Annotated in this window: 18 protein-coding genes; 7 read left to right on the top strand and 11 right to left on the bottom strand. The window is 30.8% G+C overall.

All coding sequences use genetic code 11. The features are described 5' to 3' along the window. The first annotated feature begins 60 nt into the window (after positions 1-60). A complete protein-coding gene (locus J8L88_RS18920) occupies positions 61-858 on the top strand; it encodes a DUF6544 family protein (protein WP_211061560.1) in 798 nt (265 codons plus the stop codon). An 80-nt stretch (positions 859-938) separates the two neighbouring features. On the opposite strand, the gene J8L88_RS18915 is transcribed toward J8L88_RS18920, so the two are convergent. Genes J8L88_RS18915 through J8L88_RS18900 form a run of 4 tightly spaced genes read right to left on the bottom strand, consistent with a single transcriptional unit; the run spans position 939 to position 3,982 of the window. Next, a complete protein-coding gene (locus tag J8L88_RS18915; RefSeq protein ID WP_027395762.1) occupies positions 939-1,427 on the bottom strand; it encodes a hypothetical protein in 489 nt (162 codons plus the stop codon). Between the two features lie 16 nt (positions 1,428-1,443). Further along, positions 1,444-2,421, bottom strand: coding sequence for an MlaD family protein (locus tag J8L88_RS18910; protein ID WP_211061559.1), 978 nt, complete (start codon positions 2,419-2,421; stop codon positions 1,444-1,446). Between the two features lie 21 nt (positions 2,422-2,442). Beyond that, complete coding sequence (locus tag J8L88_RS18905; protein WP_211061558.1) at positions 2,443-3,195, bottom strand: ABC transporter ATP-binding protein; 753 nt, start codon at positions 3,193-3,195, stop codon at positions 2,443-2,445. Between the two features lie 4 nt (positions 3,196-3,199). Next, positions 3,200-3,982 (bottom strand): ABC transporter permease, encoded by a 783-nt coding sequence (locus J8L88_RS18900; protein ID WP_211061557.1) that lies wholly within the window; start codon positions 3,980-3,982, stop codon positions 3,200-3,202. Positions 3,983-4,128: 146 nt separating this feature from the next. Here J8L88_RS18900 and J8L88_RS18895 point away from each other — a divergent pair, with 146 nt between their 5' ends. Genes J8L88_RS18895 through J8L88_RS18885 form a run of 3 tightly spaced genes read left to right on the top strand, consistent with a single transcriptional unit; the run spans position 4,129 to position 5,389 of the window. Continuing rightward, positions 4,129-4,401, top strand: coding sequence for a heavy-metal-associated domain-containing protein (locus J8L88_RS18895; RefSeq protein ID WP_027395758.1), 273 nt, complete (start codon positions 4,129-4,131; stop codon positions 4,399-4,401). A gap of 19 nt (positions 4,402-4,420) precedes the next feature. Further along, positions 4,421-4,606, top strand: a complete 186-nt coding sequence (locus J8L88_RS18890) for a hypothetical protein (RefSeq protein WP_027395757.1) — start codon at positions 4,421-4,423, stop codon at positions 4,604-4,606. A 27-nt stretch (positions 4,607-4,633) separates the two neighbouring features. After that, complete coding sequence (locus tag J8L88_RS18885) at positions 4,634-5,389, top strand: Bro-N domain-containing protein (protein ID WP_027395756.1); 756 nt, start codon at positions 4,634-4,636, stop codon at positions 5,387-5,389. Here the strand turns inward: J8L88_RS18885 and J8L88_RS18880 are convergent. Next, the gene (locus J8L88_RS18880; RefSeq protein WP_211061556.1) at positions 5,384-6,112 is read right to left on the bottom strand and encodes a sulfite exporter TauE/SafE family protein; all 729 of its coding nucleotides are present in this window, start codon (positions 6,110-6,112) and stop codon (positions 5,384-5,386) included. The two genes, J8L88_RS18885 and J8L88_RS18880, sit on opposite strands and share 6 nt — an antisense overlap. A gap of 189 nt (positions 6,113-6,301) precedes the next feature. On the opposite strand from J8L88_RS18880, the gene J8L88_RS18875 reads away from it, so the two are divergent. From J8L88_RS18875 to J8L88_RS18865, 3 genes are all read left to right on the top strand, one after another. Beyond that, complete coding sequence (locus tag J8L88_RS18875) at positions 6,302-7,687, top strand: rhodanese-like domain-containing protein (protein WP_211061555.1); 1,386 nt, start codon at positions 6,302-6,304, stop codon at positions 7,685-7,687. 269 nt (positions 7,688-7,956) lie between these two features. Further along, positions 7,957-8,694 (top strand): zinc-dependent peptidase, encoded by a 738-nt coding sequence (locus tag J8L88_RS18870; RefSeq protein WP_211061554.1) that lies wholly within the window; start codon positions 7,957-7,959, stop codon positions 8,692-8,694. 185 nt (positions 8,695-8,879) lie between these two features. Further along, positions 8,880-9,584 carry a Bax inhibitor-1 family protein gene (locus tag J8L88_RS18865; RefSeq protein ID WP_027395752.1) on the top strand — a complete coding sequence of 235 codons (705 nt, stop codon included), beginning with the start codon at positions 8,880-8,882 and terminating at the stop codon, positions 9,582-9,584. Positions 9,585-9,630: 46 nt separating this feature from the next. On the opposite strand, the gene J8L88_RS18860 is transcribed toward J8L88_RS18865, so the two are convergent. The 6 genes from J8L88_RS18860 to J8L88_RS18835 form a co-directional block, all read right to left on the bottom strand. Continuing rightward, the gene (locus J8L88_RS18860) at positions 9,631-10,176 is read right to left on the bottom strand and encodes a hypothetical protein (RefSeq protein ID WP_211061553.1); all 546 of its coding nucleotides are present in this window, start codon (positions 10,174-10,176) and stop codon (positions 9,631-9,633) included. Beyond that, positions 10,166-11,143, bottom strand: coding sequence for a YpdA family putative bacillithiol disulfide reductase (locus tag J8L88_RS18855; RefSeq protein WP_211061552.1), 978 nt, complete (start codon positions 11,141-11,143; stop codon positions 10,166-10,168). The genes J8L88_RS18860 and J8L88_RS18855 overlap by 11 nt, the downstream gene beginning before the upstream one ends. Then, positions 11,143-11,802: a ribulose-phosphate 3-epimerase gene (gene rpe / locus J8L88_RS18850; RefSeq protein WP_027395749.1), complete on the bottom strand. Its 660-nt coding sequence runs from the start codon at positions 11,800-11,802 to the stop codon at positions 11,143-11,145. The genes J8L88_RS18855 and rpe overlap by 1 nt, the downstream gene beginning before the upstream one ends. A 50-nt stretch (positions 11,803-11,852) precedes the next feature. Next, complete coding sequence (locus J8L88_RS18845; RefSeq protein ID WP_211061551.1) at positions 11,853-12,290, bottom strand: BLUF domain-containing protein; 438 nt, start codon at positions 12,288-12,290, stop codon at positions 11,853-11,855. A gap of 81 nt (positions 12,291-12,371) precedes the next feature. Then, positions 12,372-12,776, bottom strand: a complete 405-nt coding sequence (locus tag J8L88_RS18840) for a BLUF domain-containing protein (RefSeq protein ID WP_211061550.1) — start codon at positions 12,774-12,776, stop codon at positions 12,372-12,374. A 124-nt stretch (positions 12,777-12,900) separates the two neighbouring features. Then, entirely contained in the window at positions 12,901-13,308 is a 408-nt protein-coding gene (locus J8L88_RS18835) for a BLUF domain-containing protein (protein WP_211061549.1), read from the bottom strand. Positions 13,309-13,489: the final 181 nt, after the last annotated feature.

The following is a 13,489-nucleotide window of genomic DNA, read 5'->3' as shown; positions in this document are numbered from 1 at the left end:
TACAAATCAGACAGGTCGAATCATAAAATAGACTGTGTTAGTATTTAAAAAATAGGAAAAATGGTTTTATGGATAATAGGTGGATTCTTGATAATATTAATATTAGTAGGTGTAATTGGTTTTTTGTCATTTAATAATAATGTAGAACAAGAAAAAGCAGTTCTCCTTGGTCTTAATAATAAGTCTAATGTAAAGATTTCATTAGAGGATATGAATGGACTTCCTGATTTGGTAAAAAATTATTTGATTAAAGTAGGAGTGTTGGGAAAACCAAAATATTGCAATGTCGTATTCAATCAAGCTGGTAAAATCAGAGCCGGTATAGATAAGAAATGGAGAAGCTTTACAGCTGTTCAATATATGTCTTCAGTTAATTATGGGTTTATCTGGAAAGCAAAAAGTTTTCCAATACTTATCAGAGATAAGAGCATAAATAATAAGGGAGAAGTGAAAGTTAGTTTTTTTGGTTTTAAAAATATAGCTCGGTTCTTTGGTCGAGAAGTAGATCAGAGTTCTTTAGCGAGGTACTTAGGAGAATTGATATGGTTTCCTGTTGGATTTTTGGATTCTGATATTTCATGGGAAACTATAAGCACTAGTAGTGTAAAGGCTATTATGGTAAAAGGAAATCTTACTATTGAAGGGTTTTTCTTTTTTGCTGAGAACGGTTTAATAGATCATTTCGAAACTAAAAGATATAGAGATACTATTCTAGAAAATTTTATAGGAGAAATAGGAGCGTATAAAAGTTATGATGGGTTCTTACTTCCTAATTCGATGACAGGAATTTGGAATATTAATGGACAGAAGTTAGAATATTTTAAAGCAAAGATTTCAAGATATGAGATCTTAACATAAGATTAATTGGTAAATTGTTTTAACCCGCTTTATTTCATAGCTTTTACTGAATTATTATATCACCCTCTTTTTATAAGATATCAATAACCAACCTTGCTTTTAACAGAAGGTACTTCCCAACGTATCATTTCTTTCAGAAATTCATCGACCTTTTCGATAATCAATTTTTCGGATATTGTTTCTGGGGTATAGGTACCTAATTCTACTACATTGTTTTCTTTGGGTAGGTTTTCAATTTCAGGAAATAACATGAAAATATAAATATCGCCGTTATATGATTGAGAAAAAATCAATGCTCCACCTGGTAAGAATTGATATGCAGGAATCAAATTAGTACAATCTATTAATTCATTAGGGAAGGAGTCAAAAGTAATGTTGATAGCTTCATTATTATGAATCCAACTTAATTCTTGTACTTTCCATCCAATATCGTATAGTTTTACTATAGTTTTTAGTGTTTTGATGAGTAGACCTTTTGTCTTTGTTTTCCAAAGTAACCTTTTGTCTACAACAGTTTTAATTGAGGTTCTATAGTCATTTACGTGTTCTTCGAGATGTTCAATTTTCATAATACAAGTTTTTGATTTAATTGTCTTTTTTCTTTTCTTCCTTTTCGAGTTTTTTAAAATACCCTCTAAAAAAGAAATTGTGTTTTAGCGCCTCCATATTTTGGTTAAAAAGATCTGTTCCTTCTTTTATATTATTAATCGTTGTATCTATATTTTTAACTAAAGATTCGTCTTCTGTTAAATAATGCAGAGCTCCTTTTCCGGAAACTACATTCGTTAAGGCAGAATCAAGATTTTTAGTAACCTTATTAATGTCAAAACTTGATTGCTCTAAATTAGAAACAATCGTTTTCATTTTTTTTCCAGATATACTATCGGATAATAAAACACCGGCTACACTTTCATTTTTGTTGATAGAAGAAATTATTTGATTAAGCTCGCTAATTGCATTTGAAGCTCCAGAACTGGTTTTTTTTAATTGAAAAATTGTTTGTTTAAGGTCTTGAGCCATTGTCGAATCATTTATTAATAAGCCTAGTGTACCTTTACCATCGATAATCTCGGTGGTTATTTTTAATAAATCTGCGGTTAATAGGGCAGCATTTTCATTGGTAACATTTAATGTTGTAAGCATATCATCTGAACCAATTCTGCTATATGATTGTATTGTGTCTCCAGAAGTAATTGATGATAATTTACTTTCTCTTGGAATAATATTTATGATCATATTACCAACTAAACCGTCGGAACCAATAGTAGCTACAGCGTCTTTTTTAATATGTTTCTTAATATTCTCTTGTATCATCATCTCAACTATAATCTGATAATCACTTATTATTTCAATTTTACTTACGGTACCGACATTTATACCAGAATACCTAACATTATTCCCTATCTCTAAACCGTTAACATTGGCAAATTGGGATAGGACCTTAATATTGCTACTAAAGAGATGTTGTTTATTTCCTATAAAATAAAGTGCAGTTACCAGTAATAATGTACCTAGTACTATAAAAACACTTAGTTTTAATTTTTGTGAAACTGATTTTTGCATAACGTTTGGTTTGATTTGTACTTAATGTTTAAAAAAAGCTTTTACCTGAGGATCATTTGATTGTATTAATTCTTGATATGTTCCTTCTGCATAATTGATTCCATCTACTAATAGAATTATCCTGTTAGAAATTACCCTAGCGCAGTCTACATCATGTGTTATTATCAGAGATGATGTTTTATATTTCTTCTGAATGTTTCTCATTAATTGAATAATTTCTTTTGCCGTAATAGGATCTAATCCAGTTGTAGGTTCATCATATAAAATAATTTTTGGTTTTAAAATTAGAGCTCTTGCTAAAGCAATACGTCTTTGCATACCACCAGAAAGTTCAGAAGGCATAAGATCTATAGCCTCTACTAAACCTACGTTTTCTAATGCTTCGGTAATTAGATCTTCTGTGGTTTCTTTCATCTTTAATTTTTCTTTATGCCTACGTAATGGAAATTCCAAATTTTCTCTTACAGTCATTGAGTCATATAAGGCGCTTCCTTGGAATAAAAAACCTATTTCTGTTCGGAGTAGATCTAGTTCATTTTGACCCAAGACGGTGATATCCTGATTTTTAATTTTAATACTTCCTTTATCTGCCTGCATTAAACCGACCAGGCATTTAATCATTACAGACTTACCTGAACCCGATTTACCCATAACTACCAAATTCTCTTCTTCGAATAGCTGTAAGCTGAATCCGTTTAAAACATTATTGCTGCCAAAACTTTTCTGTAACTCTTTAAGTTCTAAAATCGGGAATTTATTTACTTGTTTTTTCATCATATTAGATTTCAAAAAATATATCAGATACAAATACCGCTATAAAGTCAATAATAAATAACAGCATGGAAGTGTATACCACTGCTGAGTTAGATGCCTCTCCAACGCCAGCAGTTCCTTTTTTACAATGATACCCTTTATAGCACCCTACAAGTCCTATGACAAAACCGAAAAAGAAAGATTTTATCGTAGCAGGGATGATATCACCGAATTTTATCGCATCAAAAACCTGATTAAAATACAATTGATAAGAAACAGCACCTTTTATGTTTTCTATTATAGCTGATCCAAATAACGCAATAGCATCTCCAAAAATAATCAGTAACGGAAGCATTAAGGTTGTTGCGGTTATACGTGTTACTACTAAATATTTAAAAGGGTTTGTTCCAGATACTTCCATTGCATCGATTTGTTCAGTAACTTTCATGGATCCTATTTCCGCACCCATTCCGGAACCTATGCGTCCTGCGCATATCAGAGCTGTAATTACAGGACCAATTTCTCTAACGATTGATATTCCAACCATAGAAGGCATCCAAGATTCTGCCCCAAATTCCATTAGCGTAGGTCTAGATTGTAATGTAAAAACTAACCCTAGAATGAACCCTGTTACACCAACCAATAATAAAGACCGATTGCCTATATGATAACATTGACGCAGTAATTCTTGAAATTCAAACGGCTTACTGAATACTTCTTTAAAAAATCGAAATGAAAAATATGATAAGTCACCAATTTCTATAAAAAAAGCTTTTACTCTTCCTACTATTCTAAGGGATTTTGTCATAGAGTTAGTACTAAATTTTTTATAAAGATAGATTTGCAGTTTTTGATTAAAAATGATATTAATCAGATTTATCTACGTTAAAGACTGATAATTATCATAGTAAAAAAACACCTGTGTCTTTATTTTTATGTTTTTAAAATTTGATTATGAAAACAACAGTAAAAATTCAAAATTTGAAGTGTAGTGGTTGTGAGAGTACAATTGCAAAAAAACTACATACTCTAGAAGGAATTAAAGAGATATCTGTTAATACTGATACTTGTACAGTGTCTTTTAATTATGATACTGATGATGGTATAGAAACTGTACAGAAAGAACTAACTAAACTTGGATATCCACTGGTTAATGATAGCAACAATTTAGGTAGAAAAGCTAAATCTTATGTGAGTTGTGCTATTGGGAGAATGCAAAAAAGTTAAAATTATAAAACACATTATAATGAAAGAAAGAGTACAAAAAAATGCCTCATCTAATACTGTTTATGGTTTAGGAATTATTGGTGCATTAATATATTATGTAAGTCAGGCAACAAGCTTTTGGGTAGGTATAATAGGTGTTCTTAAAGCATTTGTTTGGCCAGCTTTTCTTGTTTATGAATTACTTTCATATGTAAATGCCTCTTAAGAAAAATTAATTATACAATATTTGGATATGAATACGCAAATCACCAAGAAAAGAAATACGACTTACTTTCAGAAACTCGGATCTATAGAAATTGATGGTCAAGTTTGGTTTGTTATGAAGGATGTTAGCATTCTTATGGGCATTTTTGATCCAATAGATACTTGGAATTCTTTGGATCCCGAAGATCGTTTTGCTACGGAGGTTTATAAAGATGGGCAAATGCAAATGGTAAATTTGATATCAGAAAGTGCTTTATATGAGTTAATTTTTAGTAATGACTCTAAAAGTGCTAAAAAGTTTAAAAAATGGGTCACTAATGAGGTATTGCCACTTATTAGAGTTAGAGGTTACTATCATACTAAACGATTAGAAATCCCTAATTTTGTAATTAGATTCAATGACAATTGGGATCGAGTAGCACCTGGTCATTTTTCTGTTTTGAGTGAGCTTTTTATAAGATTGTATGGACGTTTTGAAAAAGAAGGGTATATTTTACCAAATTATGCTTTAGATGGAAAAGAGATACGACCAGATATTAGTGTGGCGATTCATTTCGATAAATATTTAGAAGAAAAGTTTCCACAATATAATCGCGAATATAAAATGTATATGCATAGACTGCCTAGTGGTTTGGAAGTAGAGGTGAAACAGTATAAGAATCATTTGTTGCCAATATTTATTAATTTTATTGATAATTATTGGTTAAAAGAATATGCTGAAGAGTATTTTGAAAAACGTGATAGTAAAGCTTTAGAGTATCTTCCTAAACTTTTAAAATCATAAATTAACAATGATACTTACTATTCCTATTGCCAATATCAGGAATAACACAAATTTTCGAAATTGTTCTTGGGAAATTTTATTTAATATTTTTTTTCCAATCCAAGTACCTAATATGCTCACTACTATCAGAAAGGGAGTTAAATATAAAACTTCTCTATTCATATAACCATTAAAATAATAGACTATAGTTCTACTAAAGTCTACTCCTAAGTCAATCATTGCGGAAGTGGCAATAAATTTATCTTTGTTCATTTTAAATGCCGCCATGGTAATACCTCTGATCGCTCCTCCTGTGCCTAAAAGCCCAGCACTTAATCCTGATAATGTCCCTCCAATTATAGCATTTTTTGTGGTAGATTTTACTTTAAGCTGTGTAAAAATCAAGAATAGTAAACTCAAACTAATTAAGAAGAAACCAAGAAACCAAGTCAAGATTTTTGGATCAACATATTTACTTAATAATGCACCAATAGAAACAAAAAGAACTGCCGGAATACCTATTGATATAACTAGCTTTTTATCCAATCCTTTTTTAAATAAAGCAATCTTGGTTACATTACTTGATAGGTGGAATAAAGCAGTTAATCCAAGTACAGATTGAAAGTCTAAGAAGAAATTTGCTACCGGAACAAAAAAAACAGAGGAACCGAATCCGCCTACAGTGCCCAAAATTTCCGAAATGATGGCGAGTATAATAAAAATAGGTAAGTATCGATTGAGCATATAGGAGATAATAAATTTTAAATAAAAGTATGATGAATTATATTAGATTTTTATGATAAATGTCATTAAGACCAAAATAACACTGCTTAGAAAAATTCCAATTTGCCTATATAAATAAAAGACTATTATGCGGTATTTTTAATTAATCATACCTTTGAAAAATTATTTGATATTTTATTACTAGGAAAAATGAGAATTGAACAAATGTATACTGGTTGCCTTGCGCAAGGAGCATATTATATTGAGAGTAATGGCGAAGCAGCTATTATAGATCCAATAAGAGAGATAAAACCTTATATAGAGAAATCCAAAGAAGACAATGCGAACATAAAGTATATTTTCGAAACTCATTTTCATGCAGATTTTGTGAGTGGCCATGTCACACTTTCCAAAGAATCTGGAGCACCTATTGTGTATGGTCCTAAAGCTAAAACCTCTTTTGATTCAATTATAGCAACTGATGGACAGGAATTTAAAGTAGGAGACGTGACCATTATAGTATTACATACTCCAGGTCATACGCTAGAAAGCACAACATATTTACTAAAAGATGAAAAGGGAAAGGATCATGCTATTTTTAGTGGAGATACTTTGTTTTTAGGAGATGTAGGAAGACCAGATCTTGCTCAAAAAGGAGCGAATATGACTCAGGAACAATTGGCAGAGATGTTATTTGATAGTTTGCGAACTAAGATTATGCCTTTATCTGATGATGTCATTGTATATCCAGCTCACGGAGCGGGATCGGCTTGTGGAAAAAACATGAGTAAAGAGACAGTAGGGACTCTTGGTGTTCAAAAACAAACGAATTACGCTTTGAGATCTGATATGACTAAAGAAGAGTTTGTAAAAGAGGTTACGGATGGTTTACTTCCTCCACCTTCGTATTTTCCTTTAAATGTAAAAATGAATAAAGAAGGATATGAAGATATCCAGGAAGTTTTAGAGCGCGGTACACGTGAATTGACTTCTGAAAATTTCGAATTGTTAGCAAATGAGACAGGTGCGGTTATTCTAGATGTTCGTCATCAACATGATTATGTAAATGGTCACGTACCAAGATCTATTTTTATAGGTTTGGATGGAGGTTTTGCGCCTTGGGTCGGAGCTTTGATTGGAGATGTAAAGGAACCAATATTATTGATAACACCTAAAGGAAGAGAAGAGGAGACAGTAACCAGACTTTCTAGAGTAGGATTTGATAATACTTTAGGGTATTTAAAAGGAAGTTTTGAAGCTTGGCAAGAAGAAGGGAGAGAAATAGATACTTTAGATTCTATTCCTGCAGATACTTTTAAGAACCTACTAACAGATACTACTCCTGTTTTTGATGTTAGAAAACAGAATGAATTTTCTGCCGCTCATATAGAGGGAGCTAACAATACTCCGCTTGATTTGATAAATAATCACTTTAATGAATTTCCAAGGGATACAACTTTTTATGTTCATTGTGCCGGAGGATATCGTTCTGTGATAGCCGCTTCTATTTTAAAGAGTAGAGGAATACACAATTTGGTGGATGTCGCTGGTGGTTTTAAATCAATTAAGGAAGCAGGAATACAAACTATCATGTAGGGCTTTTCTTTGAATATATAATGATTGTTTCTTAGTAGGTTGTAATACTATGTAGGCTAGATTAACGTTTTAGTAGTTGATTTAACAGAGTTTTTATTTCAAAACCACTATTTTGTAACCTAATAAACCTACTTATCCTTTTTTTGAACTTTTACTTATTATATATAATATCCCCTCAGGAGGTGCCTCAACCAGGGATTCCAAAATTTTTGGGAGTCCTATTGACAATTGGTATTGTCTCCATATGTATTTATTATATCTCTCGATATTTGGAAACAGTTTATGCTAAGAGGTATAAGAAGCCTTTTTTTGTGCATTTTTATTTGAATTATAAAAAATTACCTCCAAATCTAGTATCTTTTTTAATTACTAATACGTTTTATAACCAATTAGATAAACGAAGAAAAAAGTATTTTGAGCATCGTGTAATGAGGTTTTTGGAAACAACGAAGTTTGTTGGAAGAGAGGGACTGATTGTCGATGATGATAAGCGTATGCAAATTGCGATAATGGTTATTCAATTAACCTTTGGGATGCGTAATTATTTATTAGAATATGTGGAGACCATTATCTTATATCCATCTAGTTATTATTCGATACTTAATAAAACAGAAAACAATGGTGAGTTTAATCCAAGATCTAAGGCATTGGCATTATCTTGGGAACATTTTACTATTGGAAACTTACATCAGGAAGATGGAATTAATCTTGGAATACACGAAATTACACATGCGATTCATTACTGTTCATTAAAGAGTAACAATATTAGCTCAGAGATATTTCATGATACTTTTTTAGAACTAGAAAAACACTTGTCTTCTGTAGAATTACGTAATAAAATTATTGATTCTAAGATATTAAGAGAGTATGCATTTACCGATAAATTCGAATTTATTGCAGTATTAGTAGAAGTTTTTATGGAATCTCCAGAAAAGCTAAAGAAGCAATTTCCTGATATTTATACGTATGTAAGTCGGATGCTAAATTTCAAATATTTTAAAGTTTAAATGCTGGTGTTTAATTAGTGTAATCACCTATAGATAGGTTTGTAATTATTTGTTTTTCAGGTGTCTATTCGTTTTTATTGAAAAAACACAGAAAATGAAGGTAACATTTTACAACACTATGATACTTATATTAAATGATAAAACTATATTTATCTAACTAAACAGTTAAATCTAAAATGAATAATATGGAAGAGTTTCAGCAAGTAGCACCTGTAGTAAGTTCACTTACTGATGAAAAAAGAGTAGCTTTTTATAAAAAGACGTATACGCATTTGGCAATGGCAGTATTGTTATTTGTGATTGTAGAATGGGTGTTTTTTCAGATTGAACCTTTGGTAAATTTTGCATTTTCAATGACACAAGGATGGAGATGGATGATCATGTTAGGAGGTTTTATGTTGGCAACAAATTATGCCGAGAAAATGGCTCACAAAACACATGATATCAATAAGCAGTATTTAGGACTGCTTCTTTATGTAGTAGCAGAAGCTTTTATTTTTATTCCTTTAATAGGAATAGCAATGATGATTGCCGAGAATGGAGGAGCTAATATATTAAATCAAGCTGCGATATTAACGTTAGCATTGTTTACAGGACTATCAGGAGTGGTATTGTTAACTAAAAAAGATTTTTCTTTCTTAAAATCTATGTTGACAATTGGTTTCTTTATAGCATTAGGACTTATTATTGCTGGATTATTATTTGGATTTAATCTTGGATTATGGTTTAGTGTAGGGATGGTAGTATTGGCATCTGGTTCCATCTTGTATCAAACTTCTAATATGGTACATAAATACTCAGAAGATCAATATGTGGGTGCTTCTCTAGGATTGTTTGCTTCTCTAATGCTATTGTTTTGGTATATCTTAAGTATCCTATCAAACGATTAATTTATTATATAAATTAAAGTAATAACAAATAAAAAAGCTCTCTAAATCAGAGAGCTTTTTTATTTGTTATTGCCTCTAATCGCTTCTTTTGGCGTTCATGATGTCTCATATGTATTTCTATAAGAGAAAACCATTCTGAAGCATTGATCATCCCAAAGAATGGGTGGTGATGTTTTAAAGATTTATCAGAATGTTTGATTAACGGTTCTTTAGATAACGTTTCTGCGATGAATTCTTTGAATTTATTTTCTAAAGCTTCTCTTTCTAAAACTTTAGGAGTGAAATCTGATACAATTTTGGCAGGAAAAGATTCCATTTTTATAGTGCGAGAAGGAACAATACTTAAATCAAATATTAGGTAGGCAATACTGTTTTTTCTTTTTCCTTTTTTAATATCGCCCTCAATACATTTTTGAAAATTGGGGAGCTGATATGTTTTTGCTACGCGAATAATATGATCGTATAATTCTGCAAGGCACCATTGATTGGTTAATGGTTTGTGATACAATTTTTCAGTACTATAACTTTGAAGGTCACTATACCATTTTTCAGACCTTCTTTTAAAAGTGATTATAGGATCTTTATGAAACACTTGATTGATTAGAAATGATATGTTTTATAATAGTTTTTGCATGTATTCTGGAGTTTTCTATAAACCAAACATGAGTATCCATTCCTCCACAGATAACACCAGCTAAATATAATCCACTAATGTTTGATTCCATAGTTTGGTCATCATATTTAGGATGTTTTTTCTCATCATCTGAAAGCTGGATTCCAATTTTCTGTAGAAAATCAAAATTTGGAGTATATCCTGTTAATGCTAAGACATAATCATTTTCGATACGAACTTTTTCTTCGGGTGTATTTATAATGATATGTTGAGGCAATATTTCGTTTACCGTACTATTAAAAAAGACATTAATACTCCCTTCAGAAATCCTATTTTCAATATCAGGTTTTACCCAGTATTTTACTCTATTTCCGATTTCTGGTGATCGTACAATCATGGTTACATCAGCACCTTTCCGATAGCACTCTAAAGCGGCATCCACCGCAGAATTACTAGCACCAACAACGACTAATTTTTGTTTTGCAAAAAAGTGAGGATCCTTATAATAGTGTGATACTTTTGATAATTCTTCTCCTGGTACATTGATCATATTTGGAATGTCATAAAAACCAGTTGCAACAATAACTTGATTTGCTGTATAGTTCTGTTTTTCGGTGTCTATAAAAAACGTTTTATTCTCTTTCTTTACGGTATTTACTTTTTCAAAAAGATGAATATTTATATCATTAGAAGTTACAATTCTTCGATAATATTCTAAAGCTTCATTTCTTTTAGGTTTAGCTTCATTACTTATAAAAGGAATTCCATCGATCTCTAGTTTTTCTGAAGAAGAAAAAAACTGCATATTAATTGGGTAGTTAAAAAGAGAATTTACTATTGGCCCCTTTTCAATAATGAGATAATTTAACCCATTTTTTTTCGCTTCTAGTCCACAGGCAATACCTATTGGACCACCACCAATTACTATAAGATCATAATGTTTCATTAAGCAATCATTTCTTTCAATCCTGTAATGGTTTGGATTGGATCTTCACTTTTAAATACATAACTTCCAGCTACAAGAACATCAGCACCTGCTTCTATAAGTTGTTTAGCATTTTTGTTCGTCACACCTCCATCTATTTCGATCATTGTTTGTGCATTATTACGATCAATGATTTCTTTAAGTTGTTTTACTTTTTTGTAAGTATTTTCTATAAATGACTGTCCACCAAAACCAGGGTTTACGCTCATAATACATACTAAATCAATATCTTTGATAGTATCTTCTAGTAAGCTTACATTGGTATGTGGATTTATTGCGACACCGGCTTTCATTCCTTCAGCTTTTATAGCTTGTAACGTTCTGTGAAGGTGTGTGCAAGCTTCATAATGAACGGTAAGTATATTACTTCCTAAATCCGCAAAGGTTTTTATATACCTGTCTGGATCAACAATCATTAAATGTACATCAATAGTTTTTGTTGCATGTTTTGCAATATCTCTTAATACTGGCATCCCAAAAGAGATGTTCGGGACAAAAACTCCATCCATAATATCAATATGAAACCAATCGGCATCACTGTTGTTGATCATTTCTACATCACGCTGTAAGTTAGCAAAATCAGCAGCAAGTACGGAGGGGGCAATTAATTTTGAAGACATAAAATTGTATTGTTTTCCGCAAAAGTACTATTAAAGTTTTGAAATCTAGACTAAGAAAGCTGCATAAATTTGTTTGTTAAATATGATACGCTATTAAATGTCTCTGGATTATTGGTCCTTTCTTTTTCCAGAAAACTTTTTAATTCTAAGTGTTCTGATTTTCTATTAATAGTGGTAAAGCTAGAATTGTACTTCGAAAAAGAGGGTTGAATCATCTCATGATCAAATATTTTAATCACATCATAATGTCTAGAATCTGCAAGTATATTTTGGAACAAATCTTTTATGAGTGTTTTTTCGCCTTCAAGAATTTGAAAAAAATTACCATCTGAATACATCAGAATTCCTGTTATATTTAGGCTATTGTTGTTAATTTTTACAAACTCGAATAATTCATTTATATCAGAGTTGGTTAAGAATCGGCTAGCGGTACTAACATAACTAATGGTTTGCCACATAATTGAAATAGTGTTTATTAAATTTAACATTAATTATAGGGAGTTATCCCTAATCTTTAAAAAAAATATTTAATACTTCAATGGGGTGAAGTTGATTACCAGAGTATATTATCAGGTAAGCTTCATAAATTTATTGACTAGATATGATATATTTTTGAAGTTTTTGGGGTTGTAAATTTTTTCTACTTCTAAAAATTGTTGTAAACCGGAATAATTCTTCTCTCGACTTACTATGGTATATGTACTTTGAAAACTGGTAAATGATGGAATGTTAATGGATCTATCTAATATTTTAATTAGATTGAAGTGACGTATATCTTTTTCTATTTTTTGATAAAGACTTTTGATTACTTTTTTTTGCCCTTCAATAATTTGGAAAAAGTTTTGATCAGAGTACATTAATATTCCGGTGATACCAAGGTCTTCATTTTTTAATTTTGTTACGTGCAATAGCTCATTGATTTGAAAATCGGAAAGTTCTGCAGATGTACTTACATAAGAAATGGTATGCAACATAATGATTGGGTTATATCTTAAAGTTACATTTTTTAAAGGGAATTTTTCTGTTAAATTTATTTTTTAACTTTTGTTTATAAAACTTGCTATTTTTCTTATACGATCCTTAAGTAATAGAAATTGTTTAAGAAAGTTTCATAAATTTGTTAGCTAGATAAGAAATACTTTTATAATTATCTGGGTTATAAGATTTCTCTACTCTTAGAAAAGTCTGAAGTTCACTGTGATCATAGGATTCCCCTACAACTGTGAAATTAGAATGATACTTAGAAAAACAAGGATTAACAATAGCTCGATCAAAGATTTTTATGATATTATAATGTCTAGAATCCTGTTTTATTTTATTGAATAAAGAGTCAATTACATCTTTCTTTCCTTCTAGAACTTGTAGAAAATTTCCGTCAGAATACATTAGAATGCCAGTAATTTTTAGATCATTGTTTTTCAATTTAACAAACTCAAATAATTTTTCCATATCATCATCATTTAATGAAGGATCAACAGTACTTACATAACTAATAGTTTGCCACATTTGTTACGAATCTTTCTTAAAGATACTCTTTTTTTAATTTTAAGAAAGTGGGGAAATATTTTTTTTAAATTTTCAATAAGATATTTACATGAAAAAACCTCCGGTAATCAGCCGGAGGTCATTCATCAATCAAAAAACGAACAGTTATGTTATAAACTGTTTGTAATCGCAATTTAGGAAA

Source organism: Aquimarina sp. MMG015, assembly GCF_018100855.1.
In the GTDB taxonomy this organism is placed as follows: Bacteria; Bacteroidota; Bacteroidia; order Flavobacteriales; family Flavobacteriaceae; genus Aquimarina; species Aquimarina latercula.
This window is presented reverse-complemented; position numbering and strand designations above follow the sequence as displayed.

What these genes read in the sequence shown, in the direction of transcription:
- J8L88_RS18835 (WP_211061549.1), bottom strand. Translation starts at nt 13,308, where the DNA reads ATGTGGCAAACTATTAGTTATGTAAGTACTGTTGATCCTTCATTAAAT.
- J8L88_RS18910 (WP_211061559.1), bottom strand. Translation starts at nt 2,421, where the DNA reads ATGCAAAAATCAGTTTCACAAAAATTAAAACTAAGTGTTTTTATAGTA.
- J8L88_RS18855 (WP_211061552.1), bottom strand. Translation starts at nt 11,143, where the DNA reads ATGAAACATTATGATCTTATAGTAATTGGTGGTGGTCCAATAGGTATT.
- J8L88_RS18920 (WP_211061560.1), top strand. Translation starts at nt 61, where the DNA reads ATGGTTTTATGGATAATAGGTGGATTCTTGATAATATTAATATTAGTA.
- J8L88_RS18890 (WP_027395757.1), top strand. Translation starts at nt 4,421, where the DNA reads ATGAAAGAAAGAGTACAAAAAAATGCCTCATCTAATACTGTTTATGGT.
- J8L88_RS18865 (WP_027395752.1), top strand. Translation starts at nt 8,880, where the DNA reads ATGGAAGAGTTTCAGCAAGTAGCACCTGTAGTAAGTTCACTTACTGAT.
- J8L88_RS18895 (WP_027395758.1), top strand. Translation starts at nt 4,129, where the DNA reads ATGAAAACAACAGTAAAAATTCAAAATTTGAAGTGTAGTGGTTGTGAG.
- J8L88_RS18915 (WP_027395762.1), bottom strand. Translation starts at nt 1,427, where the DNA reads ATGAAAATTGAACATCTCGAAGAACACGTAAATGACTATAGAACCTCA.
- J8L88_RS18880 (WP_211061556.1), bottom strand. Translation starts at nt 6,112, where the DNA reads ATGCTCAATCGATACTTACCTATTTTTATTATACTCGCCATCATTTCG.
- J8L88_RS18900 (WP_211061557.1), bottom strand. Translation starts at nt 3,982, where the DNA reads ATGACAAAATCCCTTAGAATAGTAGGAAGAGTAAAAGCTTTTTTTATA.
- J8L88_RS18905 (WP_211061558.1), bottom strand. Translation starts at nt 3,195, where the DNA reads ATGAAAAAACAAGTAAATAAATTCCCGATTTTAGAACTTAAAGAGTTA.
- J8L88_RS18845 (WP_211061551.1), bottom strand. Translation starts at nt 12,290, where the DNA reads ATGTTAAATTTAATAAACACTATTTCAATTATGTGGCAAACCATTAGT.
- J8L88_RS18875 (WP_211061555.1), top strand. Translation starts at nt 6,302, where the DNA reads ATGAGAATTGAACAAATGTATACTGGTTGCCTTGCGCAAGGAGCATAT.
- J8L88_RS18840 (WP_211061550.1), bottom strand. Translation starts at nt 12,776, where the DNA reads ATGTTGCATACCATTTCTTATGTAAGTACATCTGCAGAACTTTCCGAT.
- J8L88_RS18885 (WP_027395756.1), top strand. Translation starts at nt 4,634, where the DNA reads ATGAATACGCAAATCACCAAGAAAAGAAATACGACTTACTTTCAGAAA.
- rpe (WP_027395749.1), bottom strand. Translation starts at nt 11,802, where the DNA reads ATGTCTTCAAAATTAATTGCCCCCTCCGTACTTGCTGCTGATTTTGCT.